We start from the raw sequence: 17,258 nt of genomic DNA on the forward strand, positions 1-17,258 counted from the left end.
TGGTGCCGGCACCAGGAGTCGAACCCGGGACCTACTGATTACAAGTCAGTCCGCTTAGTCATTAGTGGTCTATCTTGCAGCGATTATTTTGTACGCTAGCTATATGGGTTTTGCCCTTATTTTGCTGATGGCAGCGGCTTTGATGTACGCGGAAATGGCTGGGGTTCTATCCAGCATTCTCTACCATTTTTCTGTGGATAAGTGCGTAGGCATCTTTCCGTTAGATCAGTTGCTCAATCGGCCGAAGGGTTCACCGTGGGCACGCTCAGGTCGTACACATCCATCATGGATTCGTCCTTGTGGCCTGATGCCTGCTGTTTGTCTGCCCGGGTGCCCACCGTGTCGGTGATGCCTTTGCGCTTGAAGTCGTGCATCCCGAATCGCTGATCCTCAGTGAGCACGCCTTTCTCGATTGCCTGGACTATCAGGCGCTGGAACGCTGTATCCAACCCCGACTTCGACAGTTGCCTGCCGGTGGCCGCGATGATCAGGTAGCGTTGGTCTGCGCGGATCGGCACCGGCACACGCTTTCGCTCCCACGTTTCCGACCTGATGGCCTTGGCTGCATCCCAGGCGGCGCGCAGGCGAGGCGTCCACCGGACGATATTATCCCGGCTTCCCTTGCGGCGGTTCGTAAGCACGCCCTCGGCAAGTTCGTTCTCGTCGGTGAGGGTAATCGTCTCGATCCCGCGCAGCCGGCAGAGATACCCGATTTCCATCACGTACCACAGGTAAGGCGAGCAAGCCCCGGGCTGACCGCTCTTTAGCTGGCCCTGCTGCTTCGCGAACCTGATCAGGTTTACCATGACGGTGTCGTCAGGCAGGCGGCGCTGTTTGCGCTCCTTCGGCGACTCGATGCCCTTGGCCGGGTTGTCCTTCACGAATCCTCGGTTGCGTCCCCACTGCATCACGCGGCGCAGGTAGCGCAAAGCGTGGGCGGCTTTCGATGGCTTGCCCTCCTGGGCGATCTTGTCGATAACGCGCTGGATCAGTGCCGGGGTGAACTTGAGCACCGCCAGCTCGCCCAACGGCTTGCCTAGCTTTGTAGGGAACGCCAGAAGCACGTCCCGGGAATAGACGTAGTCGTCGTGGGTTTTGGGGCTGAGGACTTTGAACTGGTCGCTCTTGTGGAATTCGTCGCAGAGGTACTGAAGGCTGTCACGGTCTACGCCGTTGCGCTCCTCGATGAGCCGGTGGAGCTCTGAAAGCGTCACGTTTCCCGCGCAGAGGTTCTGCCGCTGGCGCCTGCCGGCCTCATTGAAATACAGGATGTACCAGCACCCGGCCCCGCGGTGGTCGAAGTACACCGAGCGAGGCAGGGCCGCCTGGTCAATATGCCCAGGGATGTTTGGGTTGTGCTGGCGCTTCCTTCCTCGCTTCATACAATGTCCGCGTCATACTTTTCTTGATCGATTGGCTTGAGGCCGCCTGCCTGGTTGACCAGGTCAACGGTGGTCCAAGGCCCTTTCCTGCCCAGGAATATCCTGATTCCTTCCCCGCGCAACGCCTTCTCAACGTCAGCACGCCGCGTATAGCCGGTGATCCGCTGTAACTCCTCAAACTCTATAACCCTGGCCGCGCTCATGTTTGCCCGCCTTCGTGTCACGACACGATTTTGTTATCTGTGGATTGTGTCGCGAACTTCTGATACAGCCCGCCACGCTCGACACAAAACGCTTCCTCCAACCGAACAACCACCTTGAGGCGTGGCTGGCATGCGCCCACTTCGTAGCGAGAGATCATGCTCGCAGTTGTGCCGATATTTTCAGCAAGGTCACGCTGGGTGGTGCCGGCCCTTGCCCGAAGAAGTGCCAGTTTCTCGCCATCGAACATTGGCTTACTCATCATCACGCCCCTCCGACTCAGCCACCACGCGCAACTTGAAGGTGATCCCGCAGGCCTGGGCCAGGCGTACCAACTCACTCACGGTGGTGCTAGGATCTTGCAGGGCTTGGCCGAAGCGAACGAGGCGAGCGCCCAGGCTTGAGAACTCGTTCCCCGTGCTTTGAAAAAGATGTGTTCCTTCCGTGCGAATGCTCATAGCTGAGTCCTCTTTTCCTGTGGGAGCGAGGTGGTGGGAAATTGCCCGGTTTCACCCACGGTATTTGCCAGAGAGGCCCGTGCCGCCTGGGTTTCGTCGGTGGTGGTGCTGGTGGGCGTCTGTGGGAGCGAACTGTCCGGCAAGCAAGTGATGCCGGTGTTGTTCAAGATCCAGCAGGTGACGCCCCGAGCGCTGTCGTGTTGCACGCTGATGACCTGCTCGCCGGCGGTGGCCTGGCTGGCGATCAGCATCAGGATCATAGTGATGATGGATTTCATGGACGGTCCTCCCAGTCCCAGTTCAGTTTCGGATTAATCGGCGGGTGGCACTGCAGCGTGGCCAGGTCGATCAGTGTGAAGTGGCCGCCCATCCAGGCACCGGTATCGATGTGGTAGACGTTGCCAAGCACCGCCGGCTGGCGGGTGGGCCTGTGGCCCACGATCACCGCTCGAACGCCGCTGACGCCTTCTTGGTTCTCGGTGTCGATGCGGGAGCGGGACCACTGGCAACTTGCCTCAACGTTGCGCAGGCCTGACAGTCGGCCCGATAGCGCATCGCGGAGCGTTGACCAGGAAAGGAAAGGACAGTCGGCGTGGACGATACCCACCAAGCCTTCAGCCGTTTCCACCTCGATAGCCACCGGAAGATCGCGCAGCGTCACCGCATACTCCGCCTTCTCGTCTCGATTCTTGGCCGTCAGCCAGGCCCCGCCGTTTTGCAAGTAGAGGTCGTCACGTAGCGTCTGCTCTGCGTAACAGACCGCCATGTCTTCGTGGTTGCCCGGCACTGCGTGAAACCATGGTTTGTCCAGCCATTTCAGCACCTGCTCACTTTCTGGCCCGCGGTCCACCAGATCGCCCACGCTGAACAGGCGATCCACGGCAGGATTGAAGCCGACTGCTTCCAGGGCGGCCTGCAGCTTGGTGAAGTACCCGTGCACATCGCCGACGGCAAAGTCCCGGCCATCGGCGTTGATCGCGAATCTCTGAAACTTGTTCATGTCCGGGCCTCCCCGGCGACCATTACCAGCCTGGCCAGCAGTTCGTCGGTGCGCCCATAGAACCGACCAGTGTCTTCGTTGATGAATTGGCCCAGGATCTCGGCAACGGCTGGGCTGGCGGTCAGACCGTGCAGGTCGACCTGCATCGTGGCTGGCGCGTCGCTGGACGGCTTGTGCACAAAGGCCTCTGCTTTGATCTGCAAAACCTTCACCGGGCGAACGCCTTTGCAGTCGCTTACCCAATTGGTATCCGGTACACACCAGGGCAGCATGTGCATGCACCAGGCCGTGGCGGCATTTTCCTTCTGGGTGCTCGACCAATAATCGACGCTATCTACAAACGCCTGCGGCGCTGAGTTCTGGCTTGTCCGGTTCCGGTAGTCCCAGTGCTCGAGCTGGAGCAAGTTTCCACGCATCACGTTCAACTCCTCGATGCTCGGTATGTGCCAGCCCCAGGTGCCGCGAATGTTCATGCCCAGCACCTTGGTGGCGATGGTGCAGCCCTCAGCGCTCATGGCGAGGGTGTTGGCCATGCCGTCGAACCGAGAGGTGGCGCCGCGGATGCGAGGGCGCGGTCCGTCGTGGTCCCACCAGTGGGCGGCGGTTTCGAATTCTCGCCCAGCATCGATCAGCGCGTACTCGGCGCCGTCGAAGTAGATCCGGCCGGCATAGAACCCGCCGGCCAGTGGCTGTCCGATGGCGGGCAGAGTAGAAGGGGAAATCTGACGACGCTTCATGGGTGCAACTCCTGCAGGCGTTGCAAGCGCATCGCGTCGTCGATCTCCCGGTCGAGGTCTTCGCCGTAGAAGCAATGAATGCCGCGGCCTGCAACTACTGTATCTTCTGCATCATCCACCCGGCCCACGTCACGCAACCACTCGTACCGCTTGGCGTTCGCCGCCATCCGCACACGGTCATCAATGTGCATCGACGCGGAAGCAGTCGGTGTCATGACCATGTGGGCCAGCGCGTCCAGCAGTAGCTGCTGGCGCTTTTGTCCGTCCAGGTACTGGCGCACCGCCTGGACGAACACGCTATTCATGCTCCGATCGTCTGCGGCCGCAGCGGCTTCTATCTCTGCACGCAGGCCGTCGGGCAGACGGGCTACAAATTTGTCGGCGGTGCGGGAATCGTAATTTGGTGAGCTCATACCTGCTCTCCATGTGAAGCCTTTACTGCCCTGCTGGCGATGAGAATTATGAAGAACGACACCAGGAAGCTCGATGCGGCCAGGACGGGATGCCCGCTTGCAATCAATGCATAGACCTGAAACCCCGTGAACAAGGTGCGGAGCCATACTTGTTGCATGATTTTCTCAGCAACCGCCCCTTTGATAAGGCCGCAAAGGACGCCAGTCCAGGCAATGAAACTCAGAACCCCGATAACATAGAACGCGAAGTCGTGAGCGCTTGGAGGACCAAGCAGAAGGCACAGGCTCAGGGCTGAGCTGATAAGTATAGAAATCAGCGTTTGATTCATTTCTATCTCCCAGTCGATGGCGCAGATATGCGCCATCGACAGTCTTGGTTTGTCAGTTGGGCTTTGACTTACCGACCATCAACACCCCCAACAGCAGGACGACCAGCACAAGGTCGCCCACCATTGAGAAGATGCGGCTGGCCGAATCGACGAAGACGACACCACCAGCGAGCCCGTAGGCCGCCAGAGCGCGCGCCTTGCTACCGAACTTGGCCAGCATGGTTACAGGTAGTCTTTGAGGTTGAGGTTCATGATCTTGGCGGCCTTCTCCAGCACCACCATTTCGGCTGGCTCGATCTCGCCGTCAGCCTCGGCCACAGTGAGCATGAAGTTCAGGACGGTCGCCGCGTCGTCGACGCTGTGGGCCAGGTCCTTCAGTTCCTTTTCAGCGTTCTGCCGGATGATGCGCGGTCCGCCGTCGTTGAAGTCAGCCTTGGCGCGGTCGATGGTGTTGCTCAGCTCGGCGCCGAAGCCTTTCAAGGCGGGGGAGTTGTTGATCAGCTTTTCGATCTTTTCCAACTCTTCCTTCTCGATGTCGCCATCAGCGGAAGCGACGTAGAACACGCCATAGACCGACGCCTGCATCAGGTCGCGATTGGTCATGACGGCCAGGGCCTGGCGAGCTTCGCCGGATTTTTTGCCAAACAATTTACCGAACATAGGGTGTTACTCCGTGGTTTTGGCTGAATGCCATTTGTTGATGATGTAAACGACGATGCAGGCGGTGCAGATGAGCCACAGGACCGAGCCTGCGAACCCAACGAGAACAGGGCCGGTATGAACGCTGCTCATCATTTCCGGCGCCACGAAGCCAAACCAGGCGACGGTGAGAGCGACGTAAACGAACATGAAAATCAGCACCTCAAACAGGCGCATTGCCGATAAGCGTTTATGTGTCATCACTTTCTCCAGGCCGAGCGAATCCCGGCCGAGTTGTTGGCTTTCGCGAAAAATCAGGTTGGGTTAGGCGGTGAGGGCGACCTCGATGCGCCGCACGGCCACGCGGGTTTCAATCTTTCGTTCGCCGCCACCGCGGCGGACGCGAAGTGCCGGATCTTCTGCCATCGATGCATGCACCGCCAAAATCATGGCCAGGACAGCCGCCGGTGAGATCAGGCCGCGCTTGAAGGCTTCGGCCACCAAGGCGGCGCGACGGTTGACGCCGAGCTTTGTGGTCAGCGCCAGCAGGCGCTTATCGATAGTGTCCGGAGCCACACCAAGATCTTTCGCGGCTTCTTTGCTGGTCTTGCCTGCTGCCACGGCCATCAGGCACTGCAGCTCCCGCGGAGCGGCGCCACGGCCAAGAAAGCCGGTGAATCCTGCGAAGGTAATGGTGGCGGCGGACATCTGGGACAGCTCCATGCGGGTTGCGATAGAGAAAGACTACAAACGAAATTTGTACTTGGCAAATGTTATTTGTAATTCGAGTGAAAAAAAACCAGGCGATTGCCTGGCTTGATCGTTTTGGGATGCATCACCACAGGACCGATGACCAGAACACGCGCCCGATAATGCTCATATCGCGCTGCTCCATTTCCTCAAGGGTGTACTCCTCATCAGGGTACTCATCTCGATTGAAGCTCCGGAGGCGGATACCACCGTCGGGAAGACGATGTAGGGTTTTTACGCGCAACTGTCCACCCTGATTTATGGCGTACGTTTTACCATCGCGCACCACCGTCGATCCTGTATCAACCCCCACCGTGCTTCCATCGGGAAGAATCGGAGCCATGCTGTCGCCGTGAACCGTAACGCAAACGGCCTTATCGAACTGGACGCCCTGATTTCGAAGCGTCGTTTTTCCGAAGCGAAGCTTTCGGTTGGTCGACAGCTCAACTGCGGTTCGTCCAGATCCGGCAGACAATTCAACTTCCTTAAGAAACGGAACAGAGACTTCGTCGTCTTCGATTGGAGTGTCGTCGTCCCATGCTGATATTGGCCCGTCTATAGAAGCCTCTTGGCTGAATGCTGTCAGGCCGAGCGTTTTAAGGACATCAGGCAATGGGCCGGATAACAGCCCCGTGGACTGCAACAATGAGTGCGAAGGGATTTTCAGTTCCGCTGCTATTTCTATTAGCTTTTGGGGGCGCGGAATGGAGCGGCCAGACTCCCAGGCTTGCACAGCCTGAGGGGTGACCTTCAGCCGCCTGGCGAGCTCAGACTGGTTTAAACCCAGCTTTTCGCGGCCCTGCGTGATCATGCTTGCTGTCGTGGATTTGCTCATGGGTGAAAGAATACAACTTGCCGTTGCAGGTCTCATTGCAAATACCGTTTGTAAAAGTGAAATTACGCTTGTAGTCTTTCTGCATCGTCACGAGTCCGCAGGGACCCCCAATGAGTATCGATGCAATGGCTTCGGCGGCTAAAGCGGCTGGAAGTCAAACCGCTCTGGCAAAAGCGCTTGGATGCACCCCTCAAAACGTCCAATGGATGTGTTCGACGGGGAGCGTCCCAGCGAAGCATGTTCTGAAGATCGAAGCAGTGACTGGCGTTTCTCGCCATGAGCTTCGGCCTGACCTTTACCCACAGGTCTCGCCGACCTTGGAGCAAATGATGCTCCGTAACGCGATTCCTGGTCAGTCCGTTGATCCTGCTGTGAATTCATCCAGTACCGAGGTGGCGTAATGAACTCCTGCCCGCCATCCCAGTTTTTTCTGTCCGGCTGACTTTCTTCCGGGCAACAAAAAGCCCGCTTCGCAGGCGGGCTTCTTAACCAGACCCTTCGCAGGGGTCTTCGTACTTCTTCGTTCTGGAGAACGATATGTCACACCCAAAAAATAGCACCAACCCACTTGCATCGCAAGCCTTGCTAACGGGCCACGTTGGTTTTTGCAATACCCCTATGGACAACCGAGGCATTCAAATGCTTCACGTCGCCGCCGGCACGAACGCCGAGGACGCGCTCCAAACGGCCAAAGTCCTGTCAGAGGGCCTGGCCCAGATCTGCCAACACATGCACGACAGCCTCAACATGGGCGAGCTGGCTTACTGCGACGGCATGGCAGCGCTGGGTTTCCTGGCTGAAACCGTCAGTGCGCTGGTTTGGTCGGTTCAGAAGGGGGCGGAGTCGTCGCTGGAAGTCGGGGGTGCCCAATGAAAAGCCACATTCTCACCCTTGAGCATGAGCACTGCGTAACCGGCAACCACGCCGTACTCGCTGCCGTTGGTGGCGTTCCAGTCGTGGACTCCCTGGATGCCGCATCAAGCTACCTGGAATCCGTGGTCGCCGGTCTGCGTGGGCTGATGAACGTCACGGAGTGCACCCATGAGGCCACTCTTGTCTATCTGGCGGCCGACGCGGCCCTGGCCCTTGTGTACGCCTCCCACGCAGGGATCGAGGCTGCAATGGCCAAGGATGGTGCCGCATGAGCGAGCAACAACGCATCGCCCAGGACGCAACGTTCCAAATCACCTGCGCGATGGAACACATCAATTGGCTACGGGGAGTTCTCCACGTCCTTGAGGATAGGCTAATCCAGGGCCATGACGAGCACTATGCAACTGTTGCGAACCTGGCGATTTTCAACGCCGATGACTGGCACAACCAGCTCGACGCTGAGCGTGAAACGCTTGAGATGCGCGCTGCTGCCGCATTCGAACAGGTTGGTGTCGAGACACAAAACGTCATGAAAAAAAACGTGTCGCGGAAACGGGGAGGTGACCGATGAACATAGTCCCTTTCGCTTTTCGTGGAACAGCGATTCGCGTCTTCACCGACGACAGCGGGGAGCCGCTGTTTGTCGCGAAGGATGTCGCCGACCTTCTGGAGTATGCCGACACCGACAAGGCGATCCGGACCCATTGCAAGGCAGCGCAGACCTACCCCGTCGAAATGGCGGGTCAGGTTCGGCACGTGAAAGTGATCCCCGAGCGCGATCTTTACCGATTGGTCATGCGCTCAAAGATGCCGGCTGCCGAGGCATTTGAGGAGTGGGTGGTGGGTGAAGTGCTGCCGAGCATCCGTAAAACCGGCGGATATCAGCGCCCGCTGTCGCCGGCGGAGCAACTGCTGGCCAACGCCCAGGTGCTGGTGGACATGGAGCGGCGCCAGGATCGCATCGATCAGGCCGTAGCAGGTATCGAAAGCCGGGTGGCAAGCGTCGAGCAAGTCCGCTACCTGGACTCGAGACCAGCCGGCTTCGAATCCATGACCTCAATCCGTGAGCGCATCAACCTACGTTTGGGGCTTCCCCAATGGGTCATCAACGCTGTCATGCGCGACATCCCGGGAGCGCCCTTGCCATTCGCCATGGTGCGCAGCAAGCACGCCGATGACGGCGCCCAGCCATACGCGATCTGGCCCAAGGCGGATATCACCCGCCGCTTTGACCGGTTCGCCGCTGAGTGCACCTTCGTCACGCCCGAGCGCGCCACCCATCCCGATATCCAGCAAGGCCGCTTCAAGCTGTGCCAGAGGAATCCCGCATGAAAAACGTACTGAATTTCCCCCAGCCGGCGCAGATCGTGGAGCACATCGATGAGGCCAACTTCGAGAAGTATCCCGATGCTGCCCTGCTGCTGAAGTGCTTCGAGGTCGTCAAGGACGCCTTGGACGTGATCGACGAGCCTGAGTACTCAATCGAGAAAGAGGATGACACGCACATTGACCTGTATCGCGCCTACTACGCACTCAAGGTGCTCTTCAGGCGCAGGACCGGTCACGATGCGAGGCAAGTCGCCGAGGATCACCAGGAGGCAATGACCCGCCACCTGCTGGGGGGCGATCCGCGCCCCGAGAGCAAGATTCCGGTCCTCGTGTACCCGGCCGAGTGTCTGCCGGACGAAGCATTCCACGGCTTCACCGATCAGCAGTTGGCTTGCGCGGCGTTCAACTACAGCGACCGCGTTCGACTCCTGGTCATGGATCACTCTCCGACGGGGCTGGCGCTCGACGAAGCGCGGACTTTTTCCATTGATGCGACTACTGCGCTCCGCTTGCTGGTGCTGCGCCTGTCTGGTGGCTCGGTGGAAGCCATGGGCGCCGGGTTATGCCGCAAGCCAGGGGAGACCTTGCAATGACCAGTGCTCTCGAATCAGTAGTCGATCTTCCGGCGGTTACGTTCAAAGTGATCGCCGGCCCCTGGCCTAGCTATTCCAACTGCCGTCATCTGCCTGAGCGCGATCGCTGGGAGATCTACAGCATGGCGAAGGCTTCCCGGGCTGCGCTGGAGGACCGTGGCGTCTCCATGGCGGAGACCTACGACGACTTCATCCGCCGTGTGACGCAGGAGCTGGACATATGAGCGTTCAAGCTATGTCCTGGGCGCTTACCCAGCAGGTTGTCACCGACTCACACACACGGCATGTGCTGTTGTGCCTGGCCAACTATGCCGACCAGTCCGGTCGCGCTGCATTCCCTGCCGTTTCCAGCCTTGCGCTTGATACCGGCCTGGCACCCCGCACCGTTCAATATCGACTCCGCGAGTTGGAGTCGATTGGGTTGATAAAGCGCGGAAATCAAGCGGTTGCCGCCGCCTATATCACGCAACGGGATCGTGTTCCGGTCTGCTACGACCTCGACCTTTCACGGGGTGCACAGGATGCACCCCGCTCCGAACGGGGTGCACCTGAAGACGCAACGGGGTGCACGCTAGAACAGAACGGGGTGCACGCCACGACCGAACGGGGTGCACCGGGTGCACCCAATCCATCCCTTAACCACCCATTAACCATCCTTAACCAAAAAGAAGGCGCCAAGGCACCTCAGAAGGTCGGAAAGGGGAAGGCTCAAAAGTTCGATCCCCTCACAGCCAAGCCAGCCAACGCATCCGACAATGCTTGGGCAGACTTCTGTGAAATGCGAAAGGCAAAGCGGGCACCGTTGACCCTGAGAGCCTGTGAGCTGATCGCCAAGAAGCTGGCCAACCATCCAGACCCCGACGCCGTCCTGGATAAGTCCACCACCAGCAGTTGGTCGGATATCTACCCGGATTCGGTTATGCCAGGTGCTGGCGCCAAAAACGGTAAAGCGCCGGCCTACACCAACCTGCCCGAACACACCGACGACATGTACCAAGGAGGCGGCAATGGCCCTGCGTTCTAATTTCCGTCGCCAACCTGACCAGCGCACCTTCACCGGTGAGTGCCCCGTCCACGGCGAGGTTGATCGTTCGGAGGTCGAGCAGTTCGACGGCTCGATGGCCGTACGCCCTTGCCAGCAATGCCAGTACCACGGCCTTCGCATTGCGCCTCAGGGTAGCGACGAGCATTCACAGGCCCTGGCCAACCTTCGGGCCGAAAGCGTCAACAGCGCGCTTGTAGGCTCGGGCATCACACCTCGGTTTGCCGAGAGCACTCTCACCACCTACCGTGCCACCACGCCGGCTATGGACCAGGCACTGGAAACGTGCCAGGGCTACGCAGACAACTTCGGTGAGCACTTTCAGGCCGGTCGAAACCTGCTGCTATGTGGCAACGTCGGCAACGGCAAGACTCACTTGGCCAGCGGCATCGTCCAGCACGTCATTCGCCAACACCTGGCCGTGGCGGTGATCACTACCGCCGCCGAGATTATCCGCGTGTTCAAGCGATCAATGGTCAGGGACGCCGGGTACACCGAGGGCGACGTGATCAATGAACTGGCGAGTTTCGATTTGTTGGTGATCGACGAGGTCGGCGCCCAGGCAGGCACCCAGTACGAACTGGGCGTCCTGCATGAGGTGTTTGATCGCCGATATAACCTGGTGCGTCCGACGGTGGTGGTCTCCAACCTCCCTGCCAGATCGAAGCAGGACGCAGCGGGGAACGCCACACCAAGCCTTGAGCAATACATCGGTGCCCGTGCCCTTGATCGTTTGCGGGAAAACGGTGCCATCCTGGTCGGCTTCACCTGGACCTCGGCAAGGGGACGCGCATGAGCGACTATCGCGAGCTTTACAGCGACGAGGCAGAACACGCTCTTCTCGGTGCCCTGATGTTGGATGGCGATCTGTTCGATCCGATCACCGCCAGCGTCACGGTTGCTGACTTCCATGATCCGGAAAACGCAGCGCTGTTCCAGGTGATGGTAGATCTGCACGCGACTGGGGCGCCTGTGGACCCGGTCACGCTTCACGATTACAAGCCATATCTACCCAGTGGCGGGTCAACCATTGCCTATGCGGGTGAGTTGGCGAAGAACACGCCAAGCACAGCGAACTGGCGTGCATACGCGAGAACCGTGGCTGAGCGGGCGGTGCTGCGCCGGCTGGTTGAGGCCGCTGATGCTGTGCGCGAATCGGCCAGCGAAAACAAGCCGGTGGCAGAGATCATTGCCAGTGCCCAGCAAGCCATGGCTGACCTACGCGATCTCGACACCGGCGAGCCGGATTACAAGCGCATGGATGAGGTGGTGGCCAGAAACGTCGACATCATCGACTCCAAGTTCAACAAAACGCTTAAGACTGGACTTTCTACAGGCCTGGCAGACCTGGACAAGCTGATTCGCGGGTTGCGCAAGAAGACCGTGACCATCGTTGCAGGCCTCCCGGGCAGCGGCAAAACGACGCTTGGCCTGCAGATCGCCCAACACATCGCCTGCACCGGCCTCGGCGTCGGCATGGTGTTCTCTCTGGAGATGCCCGAGGAGGAGCTTGGCAACCGCGCACTGGCGTCCCTTGGAAGTGTCGACCTGCAGGTGCTGGACAATGGGCAGTTGCAGGACGATGACTGGCCGCGCCTGACTTCGGCAGTCCAAAAAATCTTGGATAAACCGCTCTACGTCTGTGACAAGTCGGGCCTGACGGTGCCGCGCATTCGCAGCATCTGCCGCCAGGTCAAGAGCAAGCACGGGCTTGACGTGGTGGTGATCGACTACATCGGGCTGATCGGGTCGGACGGGAAGGCATTCAACCGCACCGCCGAGTTGGGGAAGATTTCCACTGGCATCGTGAACATTGCCAAGGAGCTAGATGTGCCGGTGATTCTGCTGGCGCAACTGAACCGAGACTCGACAAAACGTCCAGGCAAAAAGCCCATCGCCTCCGACTTGCGGGATTCCGGGCAGATCGAGGCTGACGCTCACTGCATCATTTTGGTTCACCGCGACATGGATAGCGAGGAGGGGCAGAACGGTGCAACTGAGCTGCTTATGCCTAAGTGCAGGCACGCGCCGGTTGGCTCGTGCATGGTCCAGCAGCAAGGAAAGTTCGCCCGCTTCGTCAATTTTGCCGGCCGCGAGCCGAGCAACGAGGAGGTGGAAATGAACCGCCCCCTTGCCGACCGATTCAAGGGGAGGAAAACCCATGAGAAGTTTTAATCTGCTGGCCCGGCTGCTGGGGCGTAGCGCGGATCCTGTTGCTCCGGCCGAACAAATGGGACCGCCGCAAGCTGTCCTGGAGGGTGCGGGATCAGTGATTATGCCCCAGGGGGCGGTGCTGGTGCGGGCGCCTGAGTTTCCAGAAGCTGAGCGTATCGCCCAGTCAATCCGTGAATTTCCAGAGGATTGGACGTGGGCGCGGAAGGGGTTCGACATCCAGCACGTTCCCAGCGGTTTCCGGATCTGGGTGGCGAACGATGACTATGGCCTTGCCGAAGTGCACGACAACAACGGCAAGACGGACTTCTCAAAGCCAGAGCAGGCGATTATCTGGCCGGCAGTGGCCGATTGGCTTGGGCACCGCAAGGTTGGTTTCACCGGGCGACTGCCGAAGGCGCGGATCACCGGCCGCAGCGGCACCTTCTGGTGCTACGCCAAGGAGCATCCATGGGCCGGGGTAGGCGAATCGCCTGAGGAGGCGTATCGCGCCTGGCGTCATGCCATTTCATCCCAAGCCCGCAGCGACATGAAACCAAACGAATATCTGCAAGTTCGGAGTGCCACCCTATGAGTAACGTCAGAGCGGCGCTGCCGCGCAAAAGCCTGCTGGAACACGAACGCAAATTCTTGAAGATCGCCGGTGCGGCCCTGGCCCAGGAAAAGATCGGCGGCCCGGCGGCATTGTCGGATTTGTTGGACATGGTCGCCAGTTGGCACTCGCTCCGGACTGATATCGAGTTCGGGGATTACTGCAAGCGCTGGGTGCAGGAGAACAACAGCAAGAACCCAGCGGCCGACAAGCTGCTGCGCAACCTGCTGGGGCTGGATGACAACCCGCCGCCGCGTCGCATCCGGAGGGCTGCCTGATGACCGTCTACCGCGATGCTGCGCATTGCATCAGCCGAGTGATGTCTATCGAGATCCACGACGGCACCAAGAAGGCGTCCTGGCAGCGCCATTACAAGGCGAGCTTCGATGATGAGCTTCCCGGGCAATCGCTGAGCGATGACTTGTCCCCGGAGGAAAGGCTGACCCAGGACTCGATGACCCGGGCAACCCTCAAGCGGGCGCTGCCAGAGATTCAGTGGCAGGCCCTGGTGGGCAAGTACTCGATCAATCAGAACGAGGTGAGGGCGGCGGCTGCCTACCTCACGCCGAGGGTGGTCAGTCCGGCGCACCAGTTGTTCAAGACCAAGTGCGTGATGGCATGGATGGTTCCTGAGCGGCGCAATGGGCTTCCCGCCTCGTTCTACGTGCTGCACAGCTGGGATGCTGACGGCACGCCCGACAGGACCTTGCGGCGCTGGCGGTCGATCACCAAGCGGTGGCTGGATGACCAGGTTGCCGCCGCGCATCTGGCGGTTGAGGCGCTGCTGGAGGAGTGTGGTCTGCTGCACCAGCAAGCCGCTTGACAGTGGCCGAGTGACCGCGTAGATTTCGAACCTGCGGTTTGGTGCATCACAGGATGACAACCAAGCAAAGAAAAACCCGGCCATTGAGTCGGGTTTTTTTATGTCCGAAATTCAAAAAGCCCAGCCTAACCCGCTGGGCTTTTTCGTTTTGATGTGGGCGTTAGCCATAGCCAGGGTGGGCCTTCGGGCGGGTCCTGGACGCGGTATAGCCGGGTTGTCACGCGTTACAGAAGAACACCGGCAGTCAACGCACCCTAGTCCTCGATTGTGCTGACGGGGTGGCGCTGGCGGGCAGCGTGGGAAGACACGCACATTATGCGAATGATCAACGCCCGGCGGAAACGTGCAGGGGTAACAGTCAGCGTGGGGACTGGAGGGAAGCGCCACGACAGCAGCCTGACAGGGCCGCCATTCGCACCCATTCCAAGGCTCGCCATTTCGGCGGGCCTTTTTTCGTTCCGGAGCACCGTAATGTCCAAGCACGTCACGATTGAGGAGCTGTTGAAACAGATCGCCGACAACACCGCGGCGATCAAGCAGGAATCCACTGCCCGCGCCGGTGCTGAAATGGGGATTGCTTCACACATTGGTGTGATGAACGCGAACCTGCCCAACAGCATCCAGAGTCAAGACTATGTGCAAGGTTTTTCCGGATTGAAGCTCGATCAGGCATCGGGTGACTTCGAAATCAACTCCTGCACCATTGGCAGCGCGAGCAAAGCGCCCAAGCGCCAGGTGGTGTCGGTAGAGGTCGCCAGCTACAGCAAGTGGGACTTGCCCAAGAATGCCGCCAACCTGCTTCAGTTCATGGAGGCGGAGCTGCAAAAGGTGCCGGAGGAGTACCGGCACGCCGCCGAGTTCGAAGAGTTCGACGCGAGCTACGGCGATGATTCCTTCAGTTCGCGCCTGTTCCTCAGCTACTCGCGCCTTGAGACCGAGGAAGAGCTGGCCGAACGCCTGAAGAAGGCGAAGGTGGCAGGCACGCGGATTGTGAAGGCGGGCGGCTGCACAACAATAATTTGCGATGGCGTTGTACGGATCAACTACGGAAATCTGGATGCGCCGCTGCCAGAGCCTGAACCGACTCAACCACTCAAGGTCGGGGATGGACAGGTTTTCATCAGTGAGGCCTTCATCAAGGACGGCTCTATCACCACCCCCAAGCTGGACCCAATGTGGTCGGTGAAGATGCAGTTGAACGCGAATGGGCAGTACATCGCGGCCGGCATCGCCTCGCAGATCCTTACCGATGCCGATCGCTTTGCGATCAAGCAGCCGACTGCGATCGAGAAGGCAATCGCCGCCGGCGACGTGACGAAGGTCCTCGACCTGCTGGCCGGCAAGCTCAATGAGACTGAGCTGTCCCGCGAACTGAAGGAGCAGATCGACAGGATTGGCACCAGCCTCGACGACACGGTAAGAGGCGTCATCCGCGCCGAGCTCAAGCCAGGCGGCCTTCTGCACCGCAGCAACTAAACCACTTTCAGGCAGAACAAGGTTCAGCCGCAATGATTGGAGCATCAATGGACCCTACTGATCTCGGCCCGGGCACGGCCACTTGGCTGGGCGGTACCGGCACCGTTCTGCTGGGCGGCTTTCTCTGGCTGAGGAAGTTCCTGTCGAAGGATGCGGCTGACCGGGCCATGGATAACGCCGACATCGGTACCGTCCGCCGCCTGAATGAACTGCTCGATACCGAGCGAGCCCGAGCGAACGCCGCCGAAGCCCGCGCCGACCAGTTTGCCAAAGAACGAAATGAGCTCGCTGCCGCGGTTGGCCGGATGGAAGGGAAGGTCGAGGCCTTGACCAGCCAGATCGCCCAACTCACTGACAAGGTGACCACGCAGAGCGCCGAGATTGCCCGGCTTCGGTCCCAGCTTGGAGGCATCAACTGATGGACAGATGCGCAATGGAATTCATCGCTCGCCGCTGGTGGCGCCGGGCCGAGATCTGGGTGATCGCGATACTTCTTGTCGCCGGCGGGTCCGTCTTGGGCTTCCAAATTGCCCAATGGTCAATGGCCAGTTGGTACACCGCCCAGGTCGCCGAGGTGCGCCGCGGCTACGACGAGGCAACCAAGCAGCGCGACATGCGCTTGAACAAACTGGCCCAGAGCGCCACCGAGGCAGCCGTGAAGGTAGAAGGTGCAGCGGGCAAGGCAACAGAAGCAGCCGAGACAGCCGGCAAAGCCGCCGACAAGGTCAGCGAGGTCCTGGAACGCCAGGGCCCATAAGTCGCGCCACGCTTTCGAATGCGCCAGATCGTGGCGCGCAGGGTTGAGAATGGCCAGGACAAGACCCCCGTACACCGCGTGCAAGCTGTACGTCGACGGAGCCGATGGCATCGCTGTAGGCGACTTCATCACCACCGCCGCCGGATCTGCGTACTTGGTGCAGACGCTTCGAGTAAGCCGCACCCGTCCAGACCGCAAACACATGTCCTGCCTTCGATGGCCGATTGATCTTATCCCCGAGGATGCCAGGTGCTACCGGTTGAACTGGTATCGCCGGTGATCGGGCTCACCAATAACCGCAATGAGCTAACCCCATGAGCACAGTAAGCGCCGAGTACTACCAGATCAAAGGCATGGTCAGTGAGATGCCAGCGGACGAGCAGGCAGAAGTTGCCCGGGTCGAAGCCCTGGTGGTGGAACTGGCCAGGTCGTCCAAGGCCGCTGCGCTTGGTGTGATCCTGGGTTCGATCAAGCTGTCGCTGGAGGAGTGACGACCATGCTCGTCTCGTTTGAATGTTCCAGGTGTCACTGGGTAAAGCTTGAGCCGACTCCTTACCACTCCGGAATGACCCTCTGCGAGGCGTGCCGACGCTCTGTTCTGCCTGGTGGAAAACCACCGCCGCCGCCACCCATGCGAACGCCGATCGCTTCATTGAAGCCCAGCGCGGGTTCGATGCTAGTGGTGCTGGTGTTCCTTTCCGGGCTGGCGGTAGGCGCCAAACTGGCCGGGGCCTGGTGATGGCTTGCAGCGGATGCGCCGCTCGGCGCGAATGGATCATTAAGATGAAGAGGCTTGCATATGAGCGAGCAGCTCAACTCCTTGGAAAGCCTGCTGAGCCAGGTACTGACCGAGCAGG

32 protein-coding genes are annotated in these 17,258 nt (G+C 59.7%); 17 read left to right on the top strand and 15 right to left on the bottom strand.

The genetic code is table 11. The features are described 5' to 3' along the window. Positions 1-233: 233 nt before the first annotated feature. From xerC to BLP82_RS28905, 14 genes are all read right to left on the bottom strand, one after another. Entirely contained in the window at positions 234-1,382 is a 1,149-nt protein-coding gene (gene xerC, locus BLP82_RS28845; RefSeq protein ID WP_092176682.1) for a site-specific integrase, read from the bottom strand. Beyond that, entirely contained in the window at positions 1,379-1,585 is a 207-nt protein-coding gene (locus tag BLP82_RS28850; protein WP_025858917.1) for a DUF4224 domain-containing protein, read from the bottom strand. The genes xerC and BLP82_RS28850 overlap by 4 nt, the downstream gene beginning before the upstream one ends. 17 nt (positions 1,586-1,602) lie before the next feature. Beyond that, positions 1,603-1,845, bottom strand: coding sequence for a helix-turn-helix domain-containing protein (locus BLP82_RS28855; protein WP_170842396.1), 243 nt, complete (start codon positions 1,843-1,845; stop codon positions 1,603-1,605). Then, the gene (locus BLP82_RS28860; protein ID WP_092176691.1) at positions 1,838-2,041 is read right to left on the bottom strand and encodes a hypothetical protein; all 204 of its coding nucleotides are present in this window, start codon (positions 2,039-2,041) and stop codon (positions 1,838-1,840) included. Before BLP82_RS28860 ends, BLP82_RS28855 begins: the two co-directional genes overlap by 8 nt. Further along, the gene (locus tag BLP82_RS28865; RefSeq protein ID WP_092176696.1) at positions 2,038-2,319 is read right to left on the bottom strand and encodes a hypothetical protein; all 282 of its coding nucleotides are present in this window, start codon (positions 2,317-2,319) and stop codon (positions 2,038-2,040) included. The genes BLP82_RS28860 and BLP82_RS28865 overlap by 4 nt, the downstream gene beginning before the upstream one ends. Continuing rightward, positions 2,316-3,041, bottom strand: a complete 726-nt coding sequence (locus tag BLP82_RS28870) for a metallophosphoesterase (RefSeq protein ID WP_092176699.1) — start codon at positions 3,039-3,041, stop codon at positions 2,316-2,318. The genes BLP82_RS28865 and BLP82_RS28870 overlap by 4 nt, the downstream gene beginning before the upstream one ends. Next, positions 3,038-3,778: a hypothetical protein gene (locus BLP82_RS28875; protein ID WP_092176704.1), complete on the bottom strand. Its 741-nt coding sequence runs from the start codon at positions 3,776-3,778 to the stop codon at positions 3,038-3,040. Before BLP82_RS28875 ends, BLP82_RS28870 begins: the two co-directional genes overlap by 4 nt. Then, complete coding sequence (locus BLP82_RS32230; RefSeq protein WP_371914156.1) at positions 3,775-4,191, bottom strand: Arc family DNA-binding protein; 417 nt, start codon at positions 4,189-4,191, stop codon at positions 3,775-3,777. Before BLP82_RS32230 ends, BLP82_RS28875 begins: the two co-directional genes overlap by 4 nt. Continuing rightward, positions 4,188-4,520 (bottom strand): hypothetical protein, encoded by a 333-nt coding sequence (locus BLP82_RS28885; protein WP_092176788.1) that lies wholly within the window; start codon positions 4,518-4,520, stop codon positions 4,188-4,190. Before BLP82_RS28885 ends, BLP82_RS32230 begins: the two co-directional genes overlap by 4 nt. Before the next feature lie 52 nt (positions 4,521-4,572). Further along, entirely contained in the window at positions 4,573-4,740 is a 168-nt protein-coding gene (locus BLP82_RS31320) for a hypothetical protein (protein WP_170842397.1), read from the bottom strand. Between the two features lie 2 nt (positions 4,741-4,742). Next, positions 4,743-5,180 (bottom strand): tellurite resistance TerB family protein, encoded by a 438-nt coding sequence (locus BLP82_RS28890; RefSeq protein WP_092176708.1) that lies wholly within the window; start codon positions 5,178-5,180, stop codon positions 4,743-4,745. A gap of 6 nt (positions 5,181-5,186) precedes the next feature. Further along, on the bottom strand, positions 5,187-5,420 hold the full coding sequence (locus BLP82_RS28895) for a hypothetical protein (RefSeq protein ID WP_139197986.1): 234 nt from the start codon (positions 5,418-5,420) through the stop codon (positions 5,187-5,189). 63 nt (positions 5,421-5,483) lie between these two features. After that, the gene (locus BLP82_RS28900) at positions 5,484-5,867 is read right to left on the bottom strand and encodes a helix-turn-helix domain-containing protein (protein WP_092176717.1); all 384 of its coding nucleotides are present in this window, start codon (positions 5,865-5,867) and stop codon (positions 5,484-5,486) included. A gap of 127 nt (positions 5,868-5,994) precedes the next feature. Then, on the bottom strand, positions 5,995-6,720 hold the full coding sequence (locus BLP82_RS28905) for a S24 family peptidase (protein WP_092176792.1): 726 nt from the start codon (positions 6,718-6,720) through the stop codon (positions 5,995-5,997). Between the two features lie 149 nt (positions 6,721-6,869). Here BLP82_RS28905 and BLP82_RS28910 point away from each other — a divergent pair, with 149 nt between their 5' ends. The 17 genes from BLP82_RS28910 (at position 6,870) to BLP82_RS31325 (ending at position 16,892) form a co-directional block, all read left to right on the top strand. After that, positions 6,870-7,145: a transcriptional regulator gene (locus BLP82_RS28910; RefSeq protein WP_256576686.1), complete on the top strand. Its 276-nt coding sequence runs from the start codon at positions 6,870-6,872 to the stop codon at positions 7,143-7,145. Between the two features lie 238 nt (positions 7,146-7,383). Further along, entirely contained in the window at positions 7,384-7,617 is a 234-nt protein-coding gene (locus tag BLP82_RS28915; protein WP_256576684.1) for a hypothetical protein, read from the top strand. Further along, positions 7,614-7,889 (top strand): hypothetical protein, encoded by a 276-nt coding sequence (locus BLP82_RS28920; RefSeq protein ID WP_092176730.1) that lies wholly within the window; start codon positions 7,614-7,616, stop codon positions 7,887-7,889. Before BLP82_RS28915 ends, BLP82_RS28920 begins: the two co-directional genes overlap by 4 nt. Beyond that, positions 7,886-8,188 (top strand): hypothetical protein, encoded by a 303-nt coding sequence (locus tag BLP82_RS28925; RefSeq protein ID WP_092176735.1) that lies wholly within the window; start codon positions 7,886-7,888, stop codon positions 8,186-8,188. The genes BLP82_RS28920 and BLP82_RS28925 overlap by 4 nt, the downstream gene beginning before the upstream one ends. After that, on the top strand, positions 8,185-8,949 hold the full coding sequence (locus BLP82_RS28930) for a BRO-N domain-containing protein (protein ID WP_092176739.1): 765 nt from the start codon (positions 8,185-8,187) through the stop codon (positions 8,947-8,949). Before BLP82_RS28925 ends, BLP82_RS28930 begins: the two co-directional genes overlap by 4 nt. Then, positions 8,946-9,539, top strand: a complete 594-nt coding sequence (locus BLP82_RS28935; protein WP_092176744.1) for a hypothetical protein — start codon at positions 8,946-8,948, stop codon at positions 9,537-9,539. Before BLP82_RS28930 ends, BLP82_RS28935 begins: the two co-directional genes overlap by 4 nt. Then, positions 9,536-9,763 carry a hypothetical protein gene (locus BLP82_RS28940; protein ID WP_092176747.1) on the top strand — a complete coding sequence of 76 codons (228 nt, stop codon included), beginning with the start codon at positions 9,536-9,538 and terminating at the stop codon, positions 9,761-9,763. Before BLP82_RS28935 ends, BLP82_RS28940 begins: the two co-directional genes overlap by 4 nt. Continuing rightward, positions 9,760-10,563: a helix-turn-helix domain-containing protein gene (locus BLP82_RS28945; RefSeq protein WP_092176752.1), complete on the top strand. Its 804-nt coding sequence runs from the start codon at positions 9,760-9,762 to the stop codon at positions 10,561-10,563. The genes BLP82_RS28940 and BLP82_RS28945 overlap by 4 nt, the downstream gene beginning before the upstream one ends. Then, a complete protein-coding gene (locus BLP82_RS28950; protein WP_092176757.1) occupies positions 10,547-11,377 on the top strand; it encodes an ATP-binding protein in 831 nt (276 codons plus the stop codon). The genes BLP82_RS28945 and BLP82_RS28950 overlap by 17 nt, the downstream gene beginning before the upstream one ends. Continuing rightward, positions 11,374-12,756 carry a replicative DNA helicase gene (locus BLP82_RS28955; RefSeq protein WP_092176762.1) on the top strand — a complete coding sequence of 461 codons (1,383 nt, stop codon included), beginning with the start codon at positions 11,374-11,376 and terminating at the stop codon, positions 12,754-12,756. Before BLP82_RS28950 ends, BLP82_RS28955 begins: the two co-directional genes overlap by 4 nt. Then, on the top strand, positions 12,743-13,327 hold the full coding sequence (locus BLP82_RS28960; RefSeq protein ID WP_092176765.1) for a hypothetical protein: 585 nt from the start codon (positions 12,743-12,745) through the stop codon (positions 13,325-13,327). The genes BLP82_RS28955 and BLP82_RS28960 overlap by 14 nt, the downstream gene beginning before the upstream one ends. Further along, complete coding sequence (locus tag BLP82_RS28965; protein WP_072410768.1) at positions 13,324-13,623, top strand: hypothetical protein; 300 nt, start codon at positions 13,324-13,326, stop codon at positions 13,621-13,623. The genes BLP82_RS28960 and BLP82_RS28965 overlap by 4 nt, the downstream gene beginning before the upstream one ends. Continuing rightward, entirely contained in the window at positions 13,623-14,168 is a 546-nt protein-coding gene (locus BLP82_RS28970) for a hypothetical protein (RefSeq protein ID WP_092176769.1), read from the top strand. Before BLP82_RS28965 ends, BLP82_RS28970 begins: the two co-directional genes overlap by 1 nt. 471 nt (positions 14,169-14,639) lie before the next feature. Continuing rightward, the gene (locus tag BLP82_RS28975; protein WP_256576685.1) at positions 14,640-15,644 is read left to right on the top strand and encodes a phage tail tip fiber protein; all 1,005 of its coding nucleotides are present in this window, start codon (positions 14,640-14,642) and stop codon (positions 15,642-15,644) included. A gap of 47 nt (positions 15,645-15,691) precedes the next feature. After that, the gene (locus BLP82_RS28980; protein ID WP_092176773.1) at positions 15,692-16,063 is read left to right on the top strand and encodes a chemotaxis protein; all 372 of its coding nucleotides are present in this window, start codon (positions 15,692-15,694) and stop codon (positions 16,061-16,063) included. After that, positions 16,063-16,401 carry a hypothetical protein gene (locus BLP82_RS28985; protein ID WP_092176778.1) on the top strand — a complete coding sequence of 113 codons (339 nt, stop codon included), beginning with the start codon at positions 16,063-16,065 and terminating at the stop codon, positions 16,399-16,401. Before BLP82_RS28980 ends, BLP82_RS28985 begins: the two co-directional genes overlap by 1 nt. 314 nt (positions 16,402-16,715) lie before the next feature. Next, entirely contained in the window at positions 16,716-16,892 is a 177-nt protein-coding gene (locus tag BLP82_RS31325; RefSeq protein WP_170842398.1) for a hypothetical protein, read from the top strand. 61 nt (positions 16,893-16,953) lie between these two features. Here the strand turns inward: BLP82_RS31325 and BLP82_RS31425 are convergent. Continuing rightward, a partial coding sequence (locus BLP82_RS31425; RefSeq protein WP_218189443.1) for a hypothetical protein occupies positions 16,954-17,258 on the bottom strand: 305 nt, incomplete at its 5' end.

This window comes from Pseudomonas sp. NFACC37-1, from assembly GCF_900101575.1.
Lineage (GTDB): Bacteria > Pseudomonadota > Gammaproteobacteria > Pseudomonadales > Pseudomonadaceae > Aquipseudomonas > Aquipseudomonas fluorescens_AA.

Excerpts from the sequence above, each read along its gene's own strand:
- xerC (WP_092176682.1), bottom strand. The coding sequence starts at position 1,382 with ATGAAGCGAGGAAGGAAGCGCCAGCACAACCCAAACATCCCTGGGCAT.
- BLP82_RS28850 (WP_025858917.1), bottom strand. The coding sequence starts at position 1,585 with ATGAGCGCGGCCAGGGTTATAGAGTTTGAGGAGTTACAGCGGATCACC.
- BLP82_RS28855 (WP_170842396.1), bottom strand. The coding sequence starts at position 1,845 with ATGAGTAAGCCAATGTTCGATGGCGAGAAACTGGCACTTCTTCGGGCA.
- BLP82_RS28860 (WP_092176691.1), bottom strand. The coding sequence starts at position 2,041 with ATGAGCATTCGCACGGAAGGAACACATCTTTTTCAAAGCACGGGGAAC.
- BLP82_RS28865 (WP_092176696.1), bottom strand. The coding sequence starts at position 2,319 with ATGAAATCCATCATCACTATGATCCTGATGCTGATCGCCAGCCAGGCC.
- BLP82_RS28870 (WP_092176699.1), bottom strand. The coding sequence starts at position 3,041 with ATGAACAAGTTTCAGAGATTCGCGATCAACGCCGATGGCCGGGACTTT.
- BLP82_RS28875 (WP_092176704.1), bottom strand. The coding sequence starts at position 3,778 with ATGAAGCGTCGTCAGATTTCCCCTTCTACTCTGCCCGCCATCGGACAG.
- BLP82_RS32230 (WP_371914156.1), bottom strand. The coding sequence starts at position 4,191 with ATGAGCTCACCAAATTACGATTCCCGCACCGCCGACAAATTTGTAGCC.
- BLP82_RS28885 (WP_092176788.1), bottom strand. The coding sequence starts at position 4,520 with ATGAATCAAACGCTGATTTCTATACTTATCAGCTCAGCCCTGAGCCTG.
- BLP82_RS31320 (WP_170842397.1), bottom strand. The coding sequence starts at position 4,740 with ATGCTGGCCAAGTTCGGTAGCAAGGCGCGCGCTCTGGCGGCCTACGGG.
- BLP82_RS28890 (WP_092176708.1), bottom strand. The coding sequence starts at position 5,180 with ATGTTCGGTAAATTGTTTGGCAAAAAATCCGGCGAAGCTCGCCAGGCC.
- BLP82_RS28895 (WP_139197986.1), bottom strand. The coding sequence starts at position 5,420 with ATGACACATAAACGCTTATCGGCAATGCGCCTGTTTGAGGTGCTGATT.
- BLP82_RS28900 (WP_092176717.1), bottom strand. The coding sequence starts at position 5,867 with ATGTCCGCCGCCACCATTACCTTCGCAGGATTCACCGGCTTTCTTGGC.
- BLP82_RS28905 (WP_092176792.1), bottom strand. The coding sequence starts at position 6,720 with ATGATCACGCAGGGCCGCGAAAAGCTGGGTTTAAACCAGTCTGAGCTC.
- BLP82_RS28910 (WP_256576686.1), top strand. The coding sequence starts at position 6,870 with ATGGCTTCGGCGGCTAAAGCGGCTGGAAGTCAAACCGCTCTGGCAAAA.
- BLP82_RS28915 (WP_256576684.1), top strand. The coding sequence starts at position 7,384 with ATGCTTCACGTCGCCGCCGGCACGAACGCCGAGGACGCGCTCCAAACG.
- BLP82_RS28920 (WP_092176730.1), top strand. The coding sequence starts at position 7,614 with ATGAAAAGCCACATTCTCACCCTTGAGCATGAGCACTGCGTAACCGGC.
- BLP82_RS28925 (WP_092176735.1), top strand. The coding sequence starts at position 7,886 with ATGAGCGAGCAACAACGCATCGCCCAGGACGCAACGTTCCAAATCACC.
- BLP82_RS28930 (WP_092176739.1), top strand. The coding sequence starts at position 8,185 with ATGAACATAGTCCCTTTCGCTTTTCGTGGAACAGCGATTCGCGTCTTC.
- BLP82_RS28935 (WP_092176744.1), top strand. The coding sequence starts at position 8,946 with ATGAAAAACGTACTGAATTTCCCCCAGCCGGCGCAGATCGTGGAGCAC.
- BLP82_RS28940 (WP_092176747.1), top strand. The coding sequence starts at position 9,536 with ATGACCAGTGCTCTCGAATCAGTAGTCGATCTTCCGGCGGTTACGTTC.
- BLP82_RS28945 (WP_092176752.1), top strand. The coding sequence starts at position 9,760 with ATGAGCGTTCAAGCTATGTCCTGGGCGCTTACCCAGCAGGTTGTCACC.
- BLP82_RS28950 (WP_092176757.1), top strand. The coding sequence starts at position 10,547 with ATGGCCCTGCGTTCTAATTTCCGTCGCCAACCTGACCAGCGCACCTTC.
- BLP82_RS28955 (WP_092176762.1), top strand. The coding sequence starts at position 11,374 with ATGAGCGACTATCGCGAGCTTTACAGCGACGAGGCAGAACACGCTCTT.
- BLP82_RS28960 (WP_092176765.1), top strand. The coding sequence starts at position 12,743 with ATGAGAAGTTTTAATCTGCTGGCCCGGCTGCTGGGGCGTAGCGCGGAT.
- BLP82_RS28965 (WP_072410768.1), top strand. The coding sequence starts at position 13,324 with ATGAGTAACGTCAGAGCGGCGCTGCCGCGCAAAAGCCTGCTGGAACAC.
- BLP82_RS28970 (WP_092176769.1), top strand. The coding sequence starts at position 13,623 with ATGACCGTCTACCGCGATGCTGCGCATTGCATCAGCCGAGTGATGTCT.
- BLP82_RS28975 (WP_256576685.1), top strand. The coding sequence starts at position 14,640 with ATGTCCAAGCACGTCACGATTGAGGAGCTGTTGAAACAGATCGCCGAC.
- BLP82_RS28980 (WP_092176773.1), top strand. The coding sequence starts at position 15,692 with ATGGACCCTACTGATCTCGGCCCGGGCACGGCCACTTGGCTGGGCGGT.
- BLP82_RS28985 (WP_092176778.1), top strand. The coding sequence starts at position 16,063 with ATGGACAGATGCGCAATGGAATTCATCGCTCGCCGCTGGTGGCGCCGG.
- BLP82_RS31325 (WP_170842398.1), top strand. The coding sequence starts at position 16,716 with ATGAGCACAGTAAGCGCCGAGTACTACCAGATCAAAGGCATGGTCAGT.